Annotated in this window: 15 protein-coding genes and 1 pseudogene; 3 read left to right on the top strand and 13 right to left on the bottom strand. The window is 64.4% G+C overall.

All coding sequences use genetic code 11. The annotated features are described in order from the left end of the window. Positions 1-392: 392 nt before the first annotated feature. Entirely contained in the window at positions 393-1,016 is a 624-nt protein-coding gene (locus tag H8R18_RS08980; protein WP_191071769.1) for a hypothetical protein, read from the top strand. Between the two features lie 38 nt (positions 1,017-1,054). Beyond that, positions 1,055-3,437 (top strand): annotated as a pseudogene (locus H8R18_RS00595) (RNA degradosome polyphosphate kinase). On the opposite strand, the gene H8R18_RS00590 reads toward H8R18_RS00595, so the two are convergent. The 13 genes from H8R18_RS00590 to H8R18_RS00535 form a co-directional block, all read right to left on the bottom strand. Then, positions 3,434-4,861 carry a DHA2 family efflux MFS transporter permease subunit gene (locus H8R18_RS00590; protein ID WP_191071767.1) on the bottom strand — a complete coding sequence of 476 codons (1,428 nt, stop codon included), beginning with the start codon at positions 4,859-4,861 and terminating at the stop codon, positions 3,434-3,436. The pseudogene H8R18_RS00595 and the gene H8R18_RS00590 sit on opposite strands and share 4 nt — an antisense overlap. Positions 4,862-5,008: 147 nt before the next feature. After that, a complete protein-coding gene (locus H8R18_RS00585) occupies positions 5,009-5,995 on the bottom strand; it encodes a sugar phosphate isomerase/epimerase family protein (protein WP_191071766.1) in 987 nt (328 codons plus the stop codon). A 5-nt stretch (positions 5,996-6,000) separates the two neighbouring features. Next, positions 6,001-6,426, bottom strand: coding sequence for a C-glycoside deglycosidase beta subunit domain-containing protein (locus H8R18_RS00580; RefSeq protein WP_191071765.1), 426 nt, complete (start codon positions 6,424-6,426; stop codon positions 6,001-6,003). A gap of 38 nt (positions 6,427-6,464) precedes the next feature. Further along, a complete protein-coding gene (locus H8R18_RS00575; RefSeq protein ID WP_191071764.1) occupies positions 6,465-6,848 on the bottom strand; it encodes a C-glycoside deglycosidase beta subunit domain-containing protein in 384 nt (127 codons plus the stop codon). Further along, positions 6,841-7,335 (bottom strand): apurinic/apyrimidinic endonuclease family protein, encoded by a 495-nt coding sequence (locus tag H8R18_RS08975; protein ID WP_227712822.1) that lies wholly within the window; start codon positions 7,333-7,335, stop codon positions 6,841-6,843. The genes H8R18_RS00575 and H8R18_RS08975 overlap by 8 nt, the downstream gene beginning before the upstream one ends. Next, positions 7,271-7,708, bottom strand: coding sequence for a sugar phosphate isomerase/epimerase (locus H8R18_RS08970; RefSeq protein WP_227712821.1), 438 nt, complete (start codon positions 7,706-7,708; stop codon positions 7,271-7,273). Before H8R18_RS08970 ends, H8R18_RS08975 begins: the two co-directional genes overlap by 65 nt. Positions 7,709-7,894: 186 nt before the next feature. After that, positions 7,895-9,010 (bottom strand): Gfo/Idh/MocA family protein, encoded by a 1,116-nt coding sequence (locus tag H8R18_RS00565; protein ID WP_191071762.1) that lies wholly within the window; start codon positions 9,008-9,010, stop codon positions 7,895-7,897. A gap of 179 nt (positions 9,011-9,189) precedes the next feature. Next, positions 9,190-10,728: a GH35 family beta-galactosidase gene (locus tag H8R18_RS00560; RefSeq protein WP_191071761.1), complete on the bottom strand. Its 1,539-nt coding sequence runs from the start codon at positions 10,726-10,728 to the stop codon at positions 9,190-9,192. A 21-nt stretch (positions 10,729-10,749) separates the two neighbouring features. Then, a complete protein-coding gene (locus tag H8R18_RS00555; RefSeq protein ID WP_194189294.1) occupies positions 10,750-13,497 on the bottom strand; it encodes a glycosyl hydrolase in 2,748 nt (915 codons plus the stop codon). Beyond that, positions 13,494-15,032, bottom strand: a complete 1,539-nt coding sequence (locus tag H8R18_RS00550) for a family 43 glycosylhydrolase (RefSeq protein ID WP_191071759.1) — start codon at positions 15,030-15,032, stop codon at positions 13,494-13,496. The genes H8R18_RS00555 and H8R18_RS00550 overlap by 4 nt, the downstream gene beginning before the upstream one ends. Then, the gene (locus H8R18_RS00545; RefSeq protein WP_191071758.1) at positions 15,029-16,045 is read right to left on the bottom strand and encodes an alpha/beta hydrolase; all 1,017 of its coding nucleotides are present in this window, start codon (positions 16,043-16,045) and stop codon (positions 15,029-15,031) included. Before H8R18_RS00545 ends, H8R18_RS00550 begins: the two co-directional genes overlap by 4 nt. 12 nt (positions 16,046-16,057) lie before the next feature. Then, on the bottom strand, positions 16,058-18,277 hold the full coding sequence (locus H8R18_RS00540; RefSeq protein ID WP_191071757.1) for a glycoside hydrolase family 3 N-terminal domain-containing protein: 2,220 nt from the start codon (positions 18,275-18,277) through the stop codon (positions 16,058-16,060). A gap of 188 nt (positions 18,278-18,465) precedes the next feature. Continuing rightward, on the bottom strand, positions 18,466-19,887 hold the full coding sequence (locus tag H8R18_RS00535; protein ID WP_191071756.1) for an MFS transporter: 1,422 nt from the start codon (positions 19,885-19,887) through the stop codon (positions 18,466-18,468). A gap of 925 nt (positions 19,888-20,812) precedes the next feature. On the opposite strand from H8R18_RS00535, the gene H8R18_RS00530 reads away from it, so the two are divergent. Beyond that, entirely contained in the window at positions 20,813-21,172 is a 360-nt protein-coding gene (locus H8R18_RS00530; protein WP_194189293.1) for an ROK family protein, read from the top strand. Positions 21,173-21,335 lie beyond the last annotated feature (163 nt).

The following is a 21,335-nucleotide window of genomic DNA, read 5'->3' as shown; positions in this document are numbered from 1 at the left end:
ACCCCAGATAGGGAGCGCCTACGAAAAGCAACACCACCGCACAGACACCAACGATTTGCGCCACGCTTATGCGCGACCATCCAAAAACCCACGCCCCGCGCGAGATCATCATGAGGCCGGCGCCCCCGACGGCGACACCGCGCAGAATAAGGTCTTGCCGCGTCAATCGAGAGCGCTCCCTTGCTACATCCGCAATGCGCCTGTTCATATCCGGCACCTCCCGACCAGCTCTGCGTTGAGATCGTCATAACGACGTTATCGCTGCTCCTCCAGGGCCGCAATGGCACGAACGCCCCGTGGTAGCGCACCGGCACAGCCATGGCGCCATGCACGGCTGGGCCCTGTGAGAGACAATGGAGGTGATTCATCTTGCCGATCACGGAGTGTGCATCATGGCTCGTGCGCCATTTCGTCGTCCTGCCCCACTCGACCCGGCCGATGCCGAAGCAATCGAAGCAGGCATCGACGTCCCCGGCGACTCGGAAGTAGCCCACGCCTCGGCGCGACTACTCGTCGGTCACGACGACTCTCACGATCTCGACGCGCTCGTCGGCATCATTCGCTCAGGTGGCGTCGACACGGTATGCGAACTGTGGTCGTCGTCGCCCGCTACGACATTGCCGGGGATCCTGTGGCGGCTCTACCTCATCCACCAGTGGGGGGTTCGCGACCCCGACCAGTTGGCCAAGCGGTACCGCGAGGGCATCGCGGCGCCGGTTATTCCAGGCGTTGCGGAGGGAGTCCAGGTCGGCCTTGACGAGACGCTACATGCGATTGGTGCCCTCATGCGCGGAGAATGGGCCGCTCCCGACGCGCCTCCTCTGTGGTCGCTTCTTGCCCGCTCCGGGGTGTTGCTGCGCATCCTCGCCGCCGGTGTCACATTCGGGGATGCATGGATCACCGACGACACCGACGCGCTTGCCGATTACGTGACGACCCGTGCACGCGCACTGACGCGTACCGCCGAGGAACTTCACGAAGCCGCCCGCCGAGCGCGAGCCGGCCGGCTAGATTAGACAGCGAGGACCTGTCGATCCGACCCAAAGGCTGTGACGTGATGAGTAACGAGTCCCCCTCTCCGACCGAGTCCACCGCCGACCATCACCACGACGTGGCGACTCCCCATGCCACGTCTGCGTCGGGACCGGATTTCGAGCCCGCCACCGCGGAAGAACTCGTGACCTCAAAGATCTCTCCCGAGGAATTCCCCGGAGAGGAGTACGAAGACGCCGACTACGAGGACGACGACGGCGAGGACGCGCCGCTGTTTAAGACCGTCCCGAACCTGCCCGACCTACGCAAGGCCGGGCCACTCGGCCTCGACCACCCCCTGCCCGCGGGGCGCTACGGCGACCGAGAACTGTCGTGGATGCAGTTCAACGAGCGCGTCCTCGAGCAAGCCGAAGACCCCAAGCTGCCGCTGTTGGAACGCGCCTGGTTCACCACCATTTTCACGTCGAACCTTGACGAGTTCTACATGGTTCGCGTGGCCGGACTCAAACGGCGCATCGCCGCCGGAATTGCGCGCACATCCGCCTCTGGGCTGACCCCGCGACAGGTACTTGACGGCATTAGCGAGCGCGCCCAAGACCTGTGCGCTCGGCAAGCGCAGTTCGTCCAGGACGAGCTGCTGCCGGCGTTGGCCGATGAGGGATTGCGGCTACGGCACTGGAGCAACCTCAGCGACGCCGAGCGCGACAAACTCCACGGCTTCTTCCGCAAACAGATCTTCCGATTCTCACTCCCCTCGCCGTCGATCCCTCCCACCCATTCCCCTACATTTCCGGTCTCTCGCTCAACCTCGCCGTCGTCTTGCGTAACCCGTTGACGGGGAAGCAGCATTTCGCCCGCGTCAAGGTTCCCGAGTCCCTGCCCCGCCTCGTGTGCATCGAGCACGTGACCCGCGCAATCAGCCCCGAAGACGCGATCGATTCGCGCCAGGGTGCGTCCTTTGTCCCCATCGAAGACATCATCGGCGCCCACCTCGATCACCTGTTCCCCGGCATGGAGATCCTCGAGCACCACACGTTCCGACTCACTCGCAACGAGGACCTCGAGGTCGAGGAGGACGACGCCGAGAACCTGTTGACGGCGATGGAAAAAGAACTTCTTCGCCGCCGATTTGGTCCGGCGGTGCGCCTCGAAGTCGCCGAGGGCATCACCCCCGTGGTCCGCGCTTTCTTGTTGGCGAAGCTGGAAATCGGTGCCGACGACGTGTTCACGCTGCCCGAACCGCTCGATCTCACGTGCCTCAACGAATTGCATGATCTCGACATTCGCCGCCTGAAGTACCCGGGCTTTGTTCCGGCGACTGCCCACGGTCTCGCCGAGGTCGAATCGGCCACGCCGACCGATATTTTCGCGGCAATCCGGGCCGGGGACATCCTCCTTCACCACCCTACGACTCGTTTTCGACGTCGGTGCAGCACTTCGTCACCACGGCGGCGAAGGATCCGCGGGTGCGCTCGATCAAACAGACGCTGTACCGCACGTCCTCGGATTCCCCCATCGTCTCGGCCCTCATCGAAGCCGCGCAAAGTGGCAAACAGGTGCTCGCAATCGTCGAAATCAAGGCACGTTTTGACGAGGACGCCAATATCGAGTGGGCGCGACAACTCGAGCGCGCGGGCGTTCACGTGGTCTACGGAATGGTCGGACTCAAGACGCACTGCAAACTGTCGATGGCGGTTCGCGAAGAGGCCGACGGAATGCACCGTTACTGCCACGTCGGAACCGGCAATTACCATCCCAAGACAGCGCGCGGATACGAAGACCTAGGTCTCCTCACATGCGATCCCGACGTCGCCCAGGATCTCACCCGGCTGTTTAACCAGCTCTCGGGCTACGCCCCGCGCACGTCGTTCCACCGGCTACTCGTCGCCCCGCGCACCATTCGCCCCGGTTTGATCGAGCGCATTGAGCGCGAGGCCGCCAACAAACAGGCCGGGAAAGAGGCCTACATCGGCATCAAGGTCAATTCGCTCGTCGACGAGGCTGTCACGGACGCCCTCTATCGGGCCAGTCAGGCCGGGGTGAGCATCGACATCGTCTGCCGCGGAATCTGCACCATTCGCGCCGGCGTCAAGGGGCTAAGCGAGAACATCCGGGTGCGCTCGATCCTCGGCCGCTTCCTCGAACACTCGCGCATCTATGCGTTCGCCAACGGCGGCGATCACGAGGTATGGATCGGTTCGGCCGATCTCATGCATCGCAATCTCGATCGCCGCGTTGAGGCCCTTATCAACATCAAGGATCCCGCCATGATCGCCGAGCTCTATGACCTCGTTCGTCGTGAGGCCTCCCCGTCGGTCCCGTCGTGGCACCTGCGTCGCTCGGGGACGTGGAAGCGGCACCAGGCCACCAAGGGCGGCGAACCTCTCGACGACATTCAGGATGTGTTGATGGCCCAGGCGAACGCCCGGATGACGGGACGCTAGCGGCCTACCTGTTCTGTCGGACGCGGCACCCGGTCTCTCGGCAGCAGGAAACTCAAGCCGAAACCGATGACGAGGACGACGGCAGCAGCCGCAAAACTCCACCCGTAGGCGGCAAGCACGCCGTCGTGGTCTCCTCCGGCATTCGCGAGTCCACGGGCCAAAACGGTCGACGTCATCGCCACGCCACTGGCGCTCATGACCTGGCCGACGATCGTGTAAACGGTCGTCGCGTTACCCATCGCGTGAGGCGGCAACCCCTGGATGGAGGCGGTTGACGTCGGCATCATCGTCGCGCCCATGCCCAGTCCCATGATGATGAGGAGGAAGCACATCACCCACCAGGGAAGATCCCCCATGAGCGCCATTCCCACGACGCCCACGGCGATACCCGCCATTCCCCACGGCACGATCCGCCCGACGGGAACCCGGTCGACGCGCGAAGAGGCAATCGGCATTGTCACCATCGAGGCCAGGCTCGACGGGGCCATGATGAGACCAATGTGGAACGACGAGACCTCGCCGATTTGCTGCATACGCGCGGGCACGAGGAACAGCGTGGCAAAGATGCCCACCTGGAACGTCATCATGACGACGAGGGGGCCGAGGAATGACCTATCGGCGAAGACGCGCAAATCGAGGAGAGGATTCGCCGCCTTGAGCGCGTGACGCACAAATGCGACCACCAGCGCGGCCCCAACGATAAATAGGGGGATGATCTGCGTCGCAGGCAGATTCGAGCCGATCCCCGTGATTGCCCACAGCAACAACGCCAACCCCGGCGACATAAGGCCGACACCGAGGAAGTCCACGCCCTTTTCGGCCCGCGTTCCGTTATCGGGCAGCAGCTTCAGCGCGAGGACGACGGCGATGAGACCAAAGGGAATGTTGATGAAGAAGATCCACCGCCACGTCGCGTACTGAACGAGCCAGCCACCAATGATCGGCCCTAGGACGGGCGCCAGCAGCATCGGCACCCCCATGATCGACATCATCCGCCCCAGACGTCCGGGCGGGGATGCAGCGGCGAGGACGGACACACCCAGCGGCATGAGGCAGCCGCCACCGAGTCCCTGAAGTACCCGGAAGAAGATGAGCATTCCTAGGCTGGGAGCCACACCGCATGCCAGCGATGTCACGGTGAAAAGCGCCGTGAGGATCGCGAAGGCGCGCCGCGCCCCAAGCCATCGGCGGATCCAGTCAGTCAGCGGGACGATGGCCGCTTGAGCGAGGGTGTACCCCAAAACGATCCACGCGATCGTCGAATAGGCCACGGATCCGCCACCGCCAAAATGCGTGCGCAGCACCGGCAAGGCGACATTCATCGCGGTTCCGTCGAGATTAGCCAAAAACGCACCGAGGATCGCAACGAGAGCGATACCGATCGGATCCTTGGTCGGTGTCGTGTCGTCAGGTGTCGAGGTCATGATTCCTCTATTAAATTCCGTCGTAACCCCACCGGTCGATGGGGTCTGCGGAGTTCTGGGCCTCGGCCAGGGAACCGCTCTCCGCCGTGGCGGAGACTCATGTGTGGGGCGAATGCAACACACCCGCCCCACACGCGTGAGAGACAACTACATGTCCGTGAGGATCTTCTCTCCCATCGCAAGGTGGCGACGCAGCTGTTCGTCGGCATCGTCGAGGTAGAAGGCATGTCCCTCGTACTCCGACAAGAAGACGCCCGTGAACCCTCCCTTGACCAGGGTCTGCATGGCCGCGGCGTAGGGGATCGTCGGCTCGTCAAGGTCCTCGTTGACGTGGTAGAACTTTCCGTGCACGTAGGACACGTACGGCACCATCGCGGCGAAGCCCTCGATGTCGGCCGGGGCGAACGACAGGTAACCGAACCACTCGGAGATCGCGATCTTCTCGCCCTCGCCGCCACCGCGTGAGGCGATGTGTTCCTGCATCTCCTCCTCGGTCATGCCGTTGTGGCGGTTCTCGATGATCCACTCCAGCCGGTCGCGATCCGCCCCCAGTTCGACGTAGCGGTTAATCGCGATCTCGGTGGGACGCTCGATGAACATCCCGAAGTCGGGCACGAGACCCACGCGGGTCGTCCCCAGCTTCTCCAGGACCTTCATGTACTCCAGCGTCGAGGGATCCGACGGCGTGTGCGGCGCGTGAATCTCGAGGCCGATCGTCACGTCGTGGCGCTCAGCGAGTTCGGCCACGCGCGGCAGCAGCTGGGCCGAGATGCCCGAGCCGCGCATGTACTTCGCACCCAGGGCCTTCGTCGTCATGATGTCGAGGTGGATGTCCGACAAGATGTCATCCTCGCTCATGCGATACCCGGTGATGCGCCCGAGGTCGACGTAGCCGCCATAGGAGAACGGCTCCAGTCCGTGTTTTTCGGACGATTCGAGCACCTCGTCGATTTCGCGGGCCTCGGGCACCGGGTAGGCACCGAAGGTTTGCGCACCGACGAGTTCGAAGCGGCGAACACCGAGGTCAGCGACATGCTTCAAGACGGTGTCGATGCCGAAATCGGGACGCTCAATGAATTGCTGGGTGTAGCTGTATGTCGACACACCCTGTTCAACTCCGTTGATCGTTGCCATGGCTATCACTCCTCCACCGTCATCGTGGCGCGGGCAGAACCGTCAAACATGCCGAAGACGCCCGGGGCAAACTCCATGTAGACGACGCGCGCTTCCAAGGTCAGTTCGATGTCGTGTTCACCCGGCGTCAGCGTCTCGCCGTAGACGTGGAGCCGGATCGGTGTACGCACGCCCCAATACTCGGTAAACGCCAGTGGCACCTCGTGGATGCGCAGTCGCTTGCCGTTGATCTCAACGAGGATGTCGTTGTCGTCGACACGCTTGCCGTCGACTGCGAGCTCGAGGCGCTCGACCGCCGACAGCGGCGTCCCACGGTAGTAGTTGAGGCCGACGTCGATGGTCCAACCGACGTCGTGGCCCTTTTCCTTCACGTTCTTCAGGTTGCGAAGCGTCTGTTTCTCAAATCCCAGACGCATGAACTTGGTGGGCATTACCCCACGTCCTTCCGTGTAGTTACGGGATCAGTCAGCTAATCAATGGTGAATCGAACACTCACCGTGTTCTGCGACAGAATGGGCAGGTACGACACCCGCAGCGTCTGCGTGACCTCCAGAGTGTGCTCACCCGCGGCGAGGCCGCCCGGATAGGCGACGCCCACGGTAGCGAACTCACGCAGCTCCCAGCGTTCGTCGTAGACATGAGCCAGCTCGGCAAACGTCCGCGTCTTCCCGTGCAGGGTAAATGTCACGTTCTCGCCTGCGATCTCCTCGCCGTCAATGACGATACGGGGAGTCTCGACCATCGACAGCCCGAGGCCGCGGTAGTAGGCAATGTGAGTCTCGAAAGCGAATCCCTCACGCTCACCCGACAGGTTACGGACCGACCCGTCTTTGACAATGAGGTCGTTAAACATTCGTCTCGTCCTCCTCATCAATGAGCGCGGCCAACATCCGCTGGTGAAGCCTCACCTGAGCCACCGAATCGACAGGCTCGGCGTCCTCGATGTGGCGGTTGCCCTCGTATTCACTCGACAGGTATCCCTCGTAATCCGCCTGTTTGAGCGCGGCGACAATCTTGGGATAGGGAATCGAGTATTCGTACGGGGTTTCGCCGTCGTCCACCATCTCGTAGAACTTCGCGTGAATGTGCTTGATGAACTCGCGATGTTCGATGAGACACTGCGGATCCTTGGCAATCATGAAGGTCGCGTTTCGCGCCAATCCCACCGTGACCGGGTCACAGCCATCAGCAATGAGGCGCTCCAACAATCCGTCAACGTCGCCGCGATCGTCGTAGGTCGCAATGATCTTCTTGGCGATCTCAGGATCCGCCCCGTCACGCAACGCCCGCTCGATGATGACTCGGGGCAGCCGCTCGACGAAGATTCCCAGGTCGGGCACGCATCCCACGACATCGGAACCGACGCGCGAGGCGACATCGAGGTGACGCTTGATCCAGTCGTCGTTCGAAGTGGAAGGGAGAGTGGATCTCCACGCCCATCCACACCCCGAGGTCACGCGCGTACGGAGCCGCCGCCTCGACGACCTCGGGCGGAGTGTTGACGATGATGCGGATGTAGGACGCCTCCAGCTTCGCCGTATGGCGGATGTCGCGTTTAAGCGAGTCCACCATTTCGTCGTGGCTGAGCAAACGGTCGGGATAGAGCTTCGTGTCGAGGAAGAGATCATGCGCCGTCGCCACGGTGCCGTGCGTGGCCATGAGTTGCTTCCACGAGTCGTAAAACGAGTCGGGCAGGTCGGGCTGGCCGGGCATCGGGTAACGGGAAACATCTGTTCCGCCAGCGTCTCGATGCCCAGCGCCCCCAGGCCGGCACTGACTGCGACGCAATCTTCCAGGTCGAGCGTGCCGCGCACGTATTCGTCCTGGTACGAGTACAGGCTGACGCCTCTCTTGATACCCATAGTTGTGCCTATGTCGTCTCAGTGCTGACCGACGTGATTAGTCGAAGACGACGGGCTTGCCACCGTTCTCGGCGGACTTGTAGATCGCGTCAAGAATCTCGGTGACAACGCAGGCCTGTTCGGCCGTGACGTAAGGCTCGGTGTCGTCGAGAATTGCGTCGAGCCACGCGCCTGCTTCCAGGCCGCCCATGTACTCGAACCCGCTCATCGCATCGCCGCCGGCACCGAAGTAGGCGGCCGCGGCTTCGGGGTGAGTCTTGACGAGTTCACCACCCTGAACGTTGTTGAGGGTCACGATGAGATCGGATCCGGCCGGAGCCTGGACGGTATCGGCACCACCTTCGGTGCCACACAGGGTGACGCAACCCTCGCGCGAGTCCTGGACGTTGAGCGCCCACGAGGCCTCAACAAAGAGCGAGGCGCCGTTCTTGAACGTGACGAAACCGAAGGCCGAGTCCTCGACCGAGTAGGTCTCGGGATCCCACGGGCCAGCCATGTTGCCCTCGGGCTTGTCGCCGAGCTTGTAGTTGACGACGCCGACGACCTGAGCGACCTCGTAGTTGTCCATGTACCACAGGGCCTGGTCGATCGCGTGACCACCGAGGTCGATCAGCGGGCCACCACCCTGCTTCTCCTTGTCGGTGAACACGCCCCAGATCGGCACGCCGCGGCGGCGGATCGCGTGGGCCTTGGCGGCGTAGATCTCGCCCAGGCGGCCCTCATCGACCACCTTGCGGAGGAACTGGGCTTCCTTGCGGAAGCGGTACTGGAAGCCGACCGACAGCTTCTTACCCGTGCGCTTGGCCGTCTCGACCATCTTGCGGGCATCCTCGCCGGTGACCGCCATCGGCTTCTCCACGAGGACGTGCTTGCCGGCCTCGAGCGCGGCGCAGGTGATCTCGCAGTGGTTGACGTTCCACGTGCACACGTGGACGACGTCGATCGACGGATCATCTACGACCTTGCGGTAGTCGGTGCAGGCGTAGGAGTCGTCGCTGCCGTATTCCTTCTGTGCCTTCTCGGCACGATCGATCTCGTAGTCGCAGAAAGCCACCATGTCGCAGCGATCCAGGTGCTGCGAAAGTCCGACCAGGTGCTTCTGGGTCCCGATGAACCCCAGCCCGATGATGCCAATGCGAAGCTTGTCGCTCATGATGAGAACTCCTATGTTCTGTGACGAATGCGCTCGTTCCGTCTGATCGAGCAGGCGGGCCTGTCGGCCTCACGCCCCCTACTTTTGCACAGTAGAGAACACTGATCGACACTTCGCCGCATTCTTCTGCCTTAACTGTGCATAAGCGGGGGGCGTGAGGATGTTAGCGATGCGCGTGCCTAAAACGCGTAGGGAGTGGCCTTGAGGCAGGTCACGGTATCGCCCAGCCGCAGCGACATGCGTTCGTCGCCGTTGAGGACGCGCCCGCGCTGCCACTGCCCGTCGATGAACGTCCCCTCTTCGACAGTGAGAAAGTCGACGGTGACATTGCGACCGGGCTTGGCCCGGAACGAGATCGTCGACATCATGCCGCAGATAATGAAGGACCCGTCCTCGCACTCGATGACGATGCCCGCTCCGACGGGCTTGCGCGACTCGCGGGGAGCATACGCGACGCTGATGTCGAACTCGCTGGCGCTAATGAACGTCCCGAAGTCCGTTTCGTTATGCCGACAAAATGCCCACATCCGATCGCTCGCACGATATTTGAGGTAGATCGGCATGAGACGCTCGCACATCTCGTAGGTTGCCGCCAGATAACGGGCACTACCGGCGGTGTCGAACGCAGTCGGGTCGATATTGAGCGCGCGCATGACGGCCATCGGCGGCTTGTCGATCTGCTCCTCGGGGAGGACGAGTTCCTCGATGCCGAACGGCGAGTATCCCAGCGCGTGAGCCTTGCCGAAGGCGTAGAGGCAATACGAGGCGGTGACGGCGTCTTTGCGCACCTCTGGGATAAACAGCGGGTTGCCGTCGTAGCCGTAGGCGTCAATGACGTCGGGCACGTAGGGCACGTAGATATCGGGAGCCAGGGTCACCAACGACGGGGCGGCGGCGCGCCACACCGGGTGAACATCGCACACCGGCCCGCCAGACGGATACGAACCCGGATACCAGGGATACTGCTTGAGCCAGGCATTCGCATAGCATGGCAGCGGATATTCGGCCCGACCTGCCGCGGTGATCTTCTCAACCGCGCTCGCGTAGTGGTAGGCCATGAAAGCCTCGCCGGCGTTATCGCCATAGACCTCGCTCCACGTACCAGTCGTGCCGTCCTCGCGAGACAGGCACTCGGGAACCGCGCTGGCGAAGGCGGCTTCGGCCTCAGCACTGTAGTCGCGATCAGAGCCGAGAATGCCGATTTCGTTTTCGACCTGCACCATGATGACCGTGCGCTCAGCATCAGTGTCGCGCAGATGAGCCATGAGCGCGGCGAAAGCCTGGGCGTCACGCGTGACGGCTGCCTCACACAGCGGGGTGACGATGGTCGCCGGTCGGCCCGAAACGTCTTCCCCCCGGCGGTAGGTATCCGTATCGCGCTTCACCCATGCGGGGGCATACATCGATTCGGAGTTCTTCCACAGACCGAACCACAGCAGGACGAGCCGCAGGGAGTTCTCGCGCGCTTGTGCCACCAGACCGTCGACGAGTGTGAAATCAAAGTGCCCCGGCTCCGGCTCAACGAGTTCCCAGTACACCGGCACGAGGACCGCATTCATGTTGAGGTCGCGCAGGTTGGGCCACACGTGGGAATTCATGTAGTCCAACTGCGACGCGCTGGAGTTATGCAACTCACCGCCGCGGATGAAGAACGGCTCGTCGTCAACGTAGAGCGTGGGGATGCCTCCGTGATTGCGTACGGCAGGAATCGGCTTCATGTTCATACTCCTTATGTGTGGTTATCGGTCGGGACTAGCCCACACGCGGACGGGACCGCTCAGGCCCTGCGGGCGGGTCGTCAGCTCAATGGGCCACGGGCCGGCAGTGACAACGCCCGCAGCTAAGGCTGCGTTGCGCAGCGGGGTTCGCACCTCGATCTCGAGGATCCCCTCGGCGTAGGCCGCAGGTGGAAGAGCGACGGGGCGGTCGGAGATGATCGGCGCGCCGAAAGCATTGCCCTCGCGAATGCGAGCTGAACCGTCGATGCGACCGAGACTGCACCACACCGTGCCGCGAACCTCACGCGGCCACCGCACCGGCGTTCGGTAGATGGCGACGCCCGACACCTCGCCCAACTCGTCGTCATCGCGCCAATCCCCCAGGTGCGCTCGCGTGAGCATGAGGTCTTCGCCGCGCGCTCCCGCCACCGCGATGGTCCACGGTCCGAGCTCGGCCTCGCATGCACCCGGCACCGGGGCAACCGGAGCCGCGAGCGCGTCCCACTCGGGGGCGGGAGTGTTGCTGAGTCGCAGCAGTGCGATGTCGCCTGCCTCGATCTCGATTGTGGGGGCGGGGGTGTGGTCGAGGCGGTGGGTGTGGCCGGTATCGGGATCGAGTTGGTGCATTGTGGGGGCTGTTGAGGGGATGGGAGCGGTGACCTGGTGGTCGGTGGTGTTGTATGCCAGTAGGTAGGTGGCGTCGTCGCTTTCGCGTACCTGGGTGAGGATGTTGCCGCCGGGGAAGGCGTAGCGCGGGGCGACGTTGAGGTCGCGCAGGGTGTGGGGGATTTTCGCCCAGGTGTCGACGTGGCGTACGTGCTCGGTGGTGAGCAGGGTTGTCAGGGTGTTATTGACGTTGTCGTCGCGGTCGCCTCCGCCCCAGCCGGAGTCGCCGGCGGGGAGGTCGCCGACGATGACGATGGGCACTCCGGTGGCGGCGATGCGGCGGAGTGCTGTGAGGGCGCGGGCGGCGAGGCGAGTGGTTGCGAGGATGAGGGCGCGGTAGCCGGGGCCGTTGGGGAATAGTTCGCCGTGTCCGATCGGGGCTTCGAGGATGCCGGAGGAGTCGATGTAGTGCACGGAGTATCCGGCGTTTTCGAGGGCGGTCGTGTCGGCGATGCGTTCGGGGGCTGTTGCGTCGTCTTCTGGGGTGCCGCGGGCTGCCGTGGTCAAGAATCCGTCGTAGTAGATGGCGACGTCGGTGCGTGGGGTTCCCGTCTCGAGGACGGTGACGGTTCGTGCCCATCGGTCGGTTAGGGCGGGCCAGTTCGTCCATTCGGGGTAGTGCTCGCGGTTCCATGACTCCGCCACGAAGTGTCCGAATCGTGATTCGCCGGGCCATTGGCAGTTGGGGGCCTGGCTTGCGTAGCCGTGGACGATGGGTGTGGTGATGCCGCTGGCCCATTCTTTGTTGAGGAGGGCGCGGTAGTCGCCGAGTGAGAAGGTGAAGGCTGCTCCCAGTTGTGCACCTAGTTCGCTGGAGATTCGAGTTGTTCCGCCCTGGTGGGCTCCGGCGACGACGCAGCGCATCCAGTCGAGGCTCCATCGCCATAGCGGGTGGTTTCTGTGTACGGGAATGCGTTCGCCGGCGTTTAGTGACTCGCCTTCGGCACGTCCTCCCTGGGCCGCGAGCGCGCGGAAGGAGGCGATGGGGCCGAGGTTGTGGCCGTAGGCGGCTTGGGCTTTGTGGCGCATGCCGTGGCCGGTGGCCCAGGTGTGGATGATCGAGAGGTGGTTGGTGATGTAGAGGTGGGTGAGGAGGGTGTTGTAGTCGGTGCGGATGCGTTGTGCCAGTGTGGTGGGGGTTTCGAAGTGTGAGGGGGTGTCGGTGTTGGGGACCCAGTAGTGGCACATGCCGTGGGAGAGGAGGAGGGGGAGGTAGGGGCGCAGATCGTAGCCGTGCCAGGCGTGGAAGTGGTCGAGGAAGTCGTCGCTCCAAAAGAGGGTGTCGGCGTTGAGTTCGAGGGAGTCTTCGAACATGTCGCGGCCGACGTCGGGGAGTAGTGGGGCGTTGTCGGGGCCGATTTGGTGGGTGTCGAGGTAGGCGAGGGCGGCGCGTGTGGCGTGTGGGTCGAGGAAGCTCGTGTAGGCCTGGGCGGTGTCGCGTTGCCAAAATGCGATGAGTGCCCAGGTGCCGGCGGGGGCGTTCCAGGTGAGGCGGGTGCCGGTGACGTGGGTGGTGATGTCGCGCAGCGTGGTGGGGTCGAGGATGGTTGGGGTGTCGGGGCCGATGACGGTGGTGGGTGGGCCGAAGGGTTTTGTGGAGGGGACGATGGAGATGTCGTCGCCTTCGGTGAGGACGCGTGCGGCGATGACGGCGATGAGTCGGCTGGGGCGGGTTATCTCGGGGTCGTCGAAGGGTGCGGGGATGGTGATGGTGCAGGGGCCTTTTTCGACGCGGGTGTGGCCGTATTGGAGTTCTTGGGCGGCGTGTGGGGTGCCGGTGGTCGTGTTGGGGGTGGTGAGGGGCCAGTTGGCGCCGAGTGTCATGGAGACGCCGATGTCGAGTTCGCGGGCGCGCACGAGCACGGCGTGCAGGCAGTCGCGCTGGTGCTGGGTGGCCCAGAAGTCGGGTGAGAAGGCGATTTCGACCTCGCCGAATCCTGCCTGGGCGATGTGGTCGAGTTCGTCGGTGAGGGTGTGGGCGTCGCGTGGGTGCATCCACCACCAGCGGATGCCGGGGCGGTCGCCGGAGTGTGGGGTGGCGAAGCGGGCGGCGTCGAGGTGGTAGCGGTGCTGCGGGTGGTGGAGTGCCTCGGGCGTGCTCATGGGGTTGGGTCGCTTTCTCCCCGGTAGGTGAAGTGGGTGAAGCGCACGCTTCCGCTGCCCGCGGCGAAGAGGGCGGGGCGCAGGCTGACGAGGTCGTTTGCCGTGTTGGCGTGGTAGCCGCTGGCTTCAAACCGGGTGGAGTGGCGGGTCCAGTCCTGGCCCGGCAGGCGGTAGTACATCGTGACGATGTGGCCGCGTTTGTCAATTCGCAGCCCGATGCGTTTCACGCCTGCGGGGACGGGTTCGCGGCCCCACGTGGGGGTGCCGCCGGCCCACGTCGTGAGTCCGGTGGGTTCGAGTTCCATGCCGACGAAGAGTCGGTGGTTGAAGTACAGGAGCAGGCCGGCGCGCGTGGTGTCGTCGAGGCGTTCGAGTTCGGTGCCGATGGTGTAGGAGTGGTCTCCGGCGAGGACGAGCATCGGTGAGCTCGAGGCGATGTCGGTGCCTTTGGCGGCAAGCGTGAGGCCGTCGTCGCCGAAGTGGGCACGGGTGGTTTCGTCGGCGTCGGGTCGGTCGAAGGTCCAGCGCCATCCCCACGCCGGCGCGGTGAAGTCGTCGGAGAGGGCGCGGCGGGTTTCGGGTGTGTGCTCGGTTGTTGCGGGGGCCGGTAGCGGTGTGCGCAGGTCGCCGCCGCGTGCGACGGGCCACCCGTCCTCACTCCAGTCGACGGGTTCGAGGCAGACCTGGCGGCCGAGTTCTTGGTGGCCGCGTTCGTAGGCGTGGTAGACGAGGTACCACTGGCCGTCGGGGCCTTCGAGGAGGGTGCCGTGTCCGCGTGACCACCACGGTTCGCTGTCATTTTGGCAGCGCACGAGCGGGTTGGTCGGCATGTTTTCCCACGGCCCGTCGATGCTGCGTGAGCGCGCGACGATGACCATGTGTCCGGTCGCGGGACCGGCGGTGCCGCCGACGGCGGAGATGAGGTAGTGCCAGTCGTCGCGGACGACGTGTTTGGGGCCTTCGAGAGAGTAGGCTTCGTCGATCCAGTCCTCGGGGTAGCGCCAGCCGTCGTAGACGTGTTCTTGGGGGCCGATGGTGCTCAGGCCGTCGTCGGCGAGGGCGATGCGCTCGACGCCGTTGAGGAAGAGGTAGCGCTTACCGTCCTCACCGATGGCGTGGCCGGGGTCGATCATGCCCCGAATGCCGAGGTCGATCGGGCCGTTCCACTCCCCCTCGATGTCGTCGGTCCACATGACGGCGATGGTGGGGGCGTCGAGGTCGGACCAGGGGGCGGGCATGAAGGGGATGTATATGTAGTAGCGGTCGCCAACGGCGATGAGGTCGCAGGCGAAGACGGTGCCCCAGGGGTTGGCGAGGATGGGGCCGACGATGTCCCAGTCGACGAGGTTGGTCGATTTCCACAAGATGATGCCGGGGCTGGCGTCGAAGGAGGAAAACGTCATGTAGTAGGTGTCGCCGACGCGCAGGATCGTCGGATCGGGGTGGTCACCGCCGATGACGGGGTTGCGGTAGGTCCCGTCTGCCAGGTTCGCGCGTCGCTGGCCCTCGATACCGCTGCTCCACATCGTGCTCATCGTGTCGTCACCGCTTTCAGATAGGTCGCCATGTTGGCGCAGGTTTGTGTGGCTGAGGGCAGGCCTGGCACGCTGAGGTGGCCGTGGATTTCGCCCGGTACGGTGTGCATCTCGACGTCGCAGCCAACCTCGCGCAGCTGGGTAGCGAATTTTTCGCCCGAGGCGCGCAGTTCGTCGAATTCGCAGTTTTCGATGTAGGTAGGCGGGAATCCGGTGAGGTCGTCGGCCTGGCCGGGGAGCGCCCACCCGATGTTGTCGACGTGTCCGGGCGGCTGATCAGCGCGCCCGCCCAGGTAGTTCCAGTTCAGTGCGTCGTGATCGGAGCTATCGGAGCGGAACAGGGGCGGGAGTTGGTCGAGCAGGTGTGAGAGTTCAGCGTCGGGTGCGGGGACGGGGTAATGGCAGGTCGGATAGATCAATACCACCGCGGCCGGCGACGTCGCGGCGTCGCGGCCGTGCACGCCGATGGTTCCCGCAAGGCAGCCGCCGGCGCTGGCTCCGCCGACGACCACGCGGGCTGGGTCGGTGGCGATCCCGTGGCCGCCCTCGCGCACCCACAGGTAGGCCGCCCACACGTCGTCGTGGGGCGCGGGGTGGCACACGCCATCGCGGCACAGGCGATAGTCGACCGAGATGACGGGGATGCCCGTGGCGTGGGCGATGCGGCGTGAGGTGTGGTCGGCCTCGGGACCGTCGAGGTCACCACTGATGAAGGCACCGCCGTGAATCCACACGAACGCAGGACGCCGGCCATCCTCGTCGGCCTCGACCAACACCTGCGGGGTGTACAGGCATACACCGATGGGGCCGCGCGGGCCGGGGACGCTCAGGTTGGTCGTGTCGACCTCGGGCAGTTCGATCGGCTCGACGGGGGCATCGAAGGCCGCGCCGATGCGGGCGTGCTCCTCGGTCCACTCCCGGTGGGGCGGCAGATCGGCGACGAGGTGGATACGTTCGGCGTGGGCGCCGAGGAGTCGGCCGGCTTTTTCGGGATAGGTAGTCGTGACAATCATGAGGAATTCCTCTCAGCGCGCCGTGACGGTCAGGGTGTGGGTGGCAGTGTCGGTGGTGCCGGCGACGTGGATGCGGAATTCGCCGGGTTCGACGATGAATCCGCGGGCATCGCCCGTATGGAATCCCAGCTGCTCGGCCCCGATCTGGCAGCGCCACGTGGCCGAGCCGTGGGCGCGGATCCGCAGCCGCTTAAAGTCGGCGAGACGGCGCACAGCCGGAGCGATGGAGGCGACGACGTCGGTGACGAAGACGAGCGGGGTCCACTCGACGTCGATCGAGGACGCGTTGCTCAGCGTCACCTCGACCGTGATCGTGGCGCCGGCATCGAGGTCGGCCAGGCTGATTGAATCGGTGCCCAGGCGCGTGTCCAGTGACAGATCGGCGTAGCTGAGGCCGTGGCCGAAGCTGAACTGCGGACCCAGGTCGAGATCGCGGTATTTCGAGGTGAAAAATTCTTGGAGGTTGGCGGGTCCGTCCAGCCCGACGTCAAACGTCGGCTTGCGCATGCTGCCGCCCACAGACGCCGGCCGTCCGGTGTTTTCGTGGGCGTCGTAGCAGGCGGGCAGCTGTCCTTCGTGGCGCGGGAATGCCATGGGCAGGCGCCCCGATGGGCTGACGTGGCCGAGCAGGATGTCGGCGATAGCGCGCGGCCCCTCAATTCCCAGGTGCCAGGCTTCGAGGACGGCATTGGGCTGGTCGATCCAGTCGGCGACGACGAGGGGACGCCCGTTGGTAAGGACGACGACGACGGGGATGCCCGTGGCGGTGGCCGCGGCGATGAGGCGTTCTTGGCCGCCCGGCAGTCGCAGGCTGGCACGCGAGGTGGCCTCGCCCGTGAGCTGGGAGGGTTCTTCGAGCGCCAACACGATGACGTCGCACCCGGCGGCCGCATCGCGCACGCGCTCGATGTCGGCGTCGATGATCGCGAGGGGATCCATCTGGCCGACGCTGACGAGCTCGGGCCCGTCGCTGCCTAGCAGCTCGCCCAACGCGTCGGCAAGGGTCTCGGTGGGCGGCGCGGCGAAGGCCTGCTGCACCCACGCACCCAGGTGATCGAGTGAATCCGCGCCGGGACCGGCAAGGAGGACCCGACGCATTGACCGAGACAGTGGCAAGGTACCGTCGTTGGTGAGGAGAACCGGACAGTGGCGGGCGACATTGAGGGCGCGCTGGCGCGTGTGATCGCTCGGCGCGTTGACCTCGGTCGCCTCGTCGACGTAGGGGTTGTCAAACAGCCCCATCGCCATCTTGAGTCGCAATACGATGCGACAGGCTTCCTCGACGCGTGCGACCACCTCGGGATCGCCCTCGTCGAGGAGGGCACCGTGATCGAGGCTGTACATGTTGCCACCCATCTCGATGCTCAATCCCGCGCGGTAGGCCAGTGTCGCGGCCTCGGCGAGGCCGTGGGCGAGGCCGTGAGGAACGAGGTTTTCCACGCCCGAGGCGTCGCCGACGACGGCGCCGGCAAACCCCAACTCGCCGCGCAAGACATCGGTAAGCAGGTAACGGTTGGCGTGGACGGGCACGCCGTTGAACGTGTTGAAGGAGGCCATGACCGTGGCGACGCCGGCATCGACGGCGCTGGCGAAGCTGGGCAGGTAAGTCGAGCGCAGCCGCAGCTCGGACATGTCAACGGTGTTGTAGTCGCGACCGCCCTCGCCTGCGCCATAGCCGATGAAGTGTTTTGCGCACGCCGCCATGGTCGCCGGGCCCGCCAGGTCATCGGTCTGGAAGCCGGCGACGCTGCCGGCGGCCATGCGCGAGGTGATGAGGGGGTCTTCGCCAAAACCCTCGGCGACGCGTCCCCACCGCGGGTCGCGGCTGACATCAATCATGGGCGCGAATGTCCAGTTCACGCCACCCGATCGCGCCTCCTCGGCGCTCGTGCGCGCCGCGCATTCGACATCTGCGGGCTCCAAACTGGCAGCCATCGCCAGCGGGATGGGGAACGTCGTGAATTGGCCGTGGATGACGTCAAGGCCGATGAGGAGGGGGATGCCCAGGCGCGATTGCTCGACCGCAACCCGCTGAATCCGGTTTGTCGCTGCCGCGCTCATGGGCCAAAAGAGCGCCCCGATGCCGCTTGCCGCCCGCGCGTCTTGCTCGTCGTCACTCATGGCGAAGGTGACTTGGAGCTGGTTGAGCTTGTCCTCCCAGGTCATGCGCGCCATCAGGTCATCGATACGCGCGTTCTGGGCGTCGCTGAGACGGTCGAATAATGCTGACATCCGGGTCCTCCTATGCTTGTCGATTCCGCCGGGACCAGGCGGGCCGCGCCCTCGCGGTAACCGCGTCCTTATCTCCGCACGCGGTCTCCCGGTCCAGAACCTATCGCGTCTCGTGCCTGTCTCAAGAAGACCTGCTGAGGGAGGCATCCCCGCTAGGCCAGGCAACCTCCCTCAGCAGCATCGTGTGTCTAGTCCTCGTCCTCTGCGTCGGCAACGATCGTGCCGGCGGCGCGACGCTCTTCGAGATCCTTGGCCACCTTCTGCATGGTCTTGTGGTCGAGCTTGTAGAACAGCATCGGGATGACGGCGACGAGCGCGAGAACGGCGGGCACGAGGTTTGCCGCGATGTTGATGCCCTGGATGGCTTCGGCGGTCTGCACCTTCGCGGCGCCGTTGTAGCCGAACCAGCCGATGATGTACAGGCCGATGGCGCCACCGAAGGCCGAAGCGATCTTGGTCGACAGCGACACGGTCGCGTAGCTCGTGCCGTCGGCGCGGATGCCATGCTTCCACTCGTAGTGGTCGACGGCGTCGGGAATCATCGACAGCGCGATCGGAGCGGCGAAGCCGGAGAAGCCGTAGACGGCGGTGAGCGCGAGGATGAGGGTGAAGTTATGCGGGTCGGCGAAGAAAATCGCGATCAGCGCCACGGCCGACAGGAGCAGCGACAGTATGCACATGCGCGCCTTGCCGACGACCGTCGCCAGTTTCGGCATGGCGAACTGGCCGAGCGTGGTGAAGATCGTGAAGGCAGTAAAGACAGCGGCGACCTTGGTCGGCTCCCCCATATTGTTGATGACGTAGAACGCCACCAAGCCGATGCGCCCGAACAGACCGATGAGGTTGATGAGCAGCATGCCGAAGACGCACATGAGCGGCAGGTTGCCGAACACGGCCTTGATTGTCGTGCGCAGCGGAACGTTTGACTGCTCGGGAGCCATCGTGATGACTTCCTTGGACTTCGCGCCCGCGATGATGAACATCGGCAGCGACACGATGGCGAAGACGATGATCGTCATGAGGAAGCCGCGCGAGTTGTACGTCTTGCCGTCGCCGATGCCCGAGAAGAACAGGATCATCGGCATGGTCACAACCGACAAGAAGACCTGGCTCAGGCCTGAGCCGATGGAACGGACCCAGTTCAGGGTCAGTCGCTCGTCCGTATCGGTCGTCATGACGCCGGCCATGGCACCATAGGCCATGTTCACGACGGTGTAGACGAAGCACAAGATGACGTAGGTGACGCCGGCGTACCACACCTTGACGGTGTCACCGGAGTTCGGCGAGACGAACGCGATGACCAGGCTCAGCGACAAGAACGGAGCGCCAAACATGACGTAGGGGCGGAAGCGACCCCACCGCGACTTCGTGCGTTCGGCGATGTAGCCAAACCCGATGTCCTGGATCCCGTCGAGGACACGGGCGACAAGCATGATCGTGGCTGCGGCGGCAGGTGCAATCAGGGCAACGTCGGTGTAGAACAGGACGAGGTACGAGCCGACGGTTGTCCATACGAACTGCGACCCGAACTCGCCGAGGGAGAAGGAGAGTTTTGAGATCAGGGGAACTTGCGCCCTCTTCTTCGGAGGCGCATCTGCTGTAGTCGCCATGACCAGCCTTTCTGAGAACTGATTCGATGGGCTCCACTGCCCACGGAGCGAAGCCTGGTCGACAAGATGTGTCGCCCGTTACGTCGCGTCCCAGTCCAACGCGACACCGATAATGGGGGCAAGGAACGCCCGCCAACTTTTGCACTATTCATGCATAAGGGCGACAAAAGGTCACTCATTTACGCCACGATTCACCAAAAGACGGGCGTCTGTTACCGTGTCTGCATGAACTGCGCCACCCCACCTCCGACACTTCTGCCGAATCCGGGCGCATGTCGTTGACGCATATCGCCCAGGTCGCCGATGTCGTGGCCTTCGTTCGCTCCAGCCCGCAGCCGGTTACGCGCGCGGACATCGGGTCTCACCTGCGCATTGGCCGCAACGCCGTGCAACGACGCATCGAGGCCGGAGCCGCCCTCGGACTCCTTCGTGTCGTCGGGCGCGGTGCATCGACGGGCGGGCGCTCCCCCGAGGTGTGGGGCTTCAACGATGATGCCGGACGCGTCCTCACCTGCTGCATCGGGATTCGCGAGAGTGCTCTCGCCGTCACGACGCTCACCGGGACATCCAGGCGCGACTCACCGTTAGTCTCGGCATCTCGACGACGTCACCGACGTGTGCACGAGCCTCGTCGCCAAGCTACGCGAGCTTATCGCCACCGCCGGCGATGGCAGCCCCATCTGGGGCTTGGGACTGACGGTGCCCATGCCGATCAACACGGCCACGGGTCGCCCGCTCAATCTCGTTGCTCTGGCCACGCACCAAGACGATCCCTGGGTGGAATTCCCCGTTCGCCAGTTCTTCAGCTACCACCTGAAGATGCCGGTGTGGATGGACGACGAGGTCGACGCAATGTCGCACGCGGCCGCCTCGCGGCCCGGTGCCCCGAGAATCTCTTCTACGTGCGCCTGTCGTTGGGGCTGGGTTGGGGATCGTCTCCGAGGGCGCTGTCCATCGCGGCGAAGCCGGGGCGTCGGGCGAACTCGCCCACATCCAGGTCGACACCTCCTCCACGAGCGTGTGCCGCTGCGGCAGGCGCGGGTGCCTGGAGACCTTCGTGTCGGGTGGCGCCTTCGAGGCCACCGCCAACCGGGGAGAGGTGTGGTGGAACAGCCCCTACCTGAAAGAGATTCACGACGACGTCGGCCACATCAGCATGGATGACGTGTTCAGCGGAATCGCGCAGGGCGATCAGCAGTGCGTGAAGATTGCCGCCGATGCCGGCATTCGCCTCGCCGGCGTTCTCGCGGTTCTCGCGACGATCTATAACCCGGCGAAATCGTGATCGGTGGCGCGGTGACCGAGTCGGGCAATCTCTTTGCCTCGATCGTCGAATCCTCGATTCGGCGCCGGGTCTTGCCGACAATCGGCGAGCGCATCGTCGTGCGCATGGGCGGGCGCGACCACAGTGACGAGATCACCGGGATCGCGCGTCTGCTCGCCGACGC

The sequence above is a fragment of the Nanchangia anserum genome, assembly GCF_015240065.1.
Classification (GTDB): Bacteria; Actinomycetota; Actinomycetes; order Actinomycetales; family Actinomycetaceae; genus Nanchangia; species Nanchangia anserum.
Note: the sequence above shows the minus strand (reverse complement) of the source record. Positions and strands in the feature narration are given on the sequence as shown.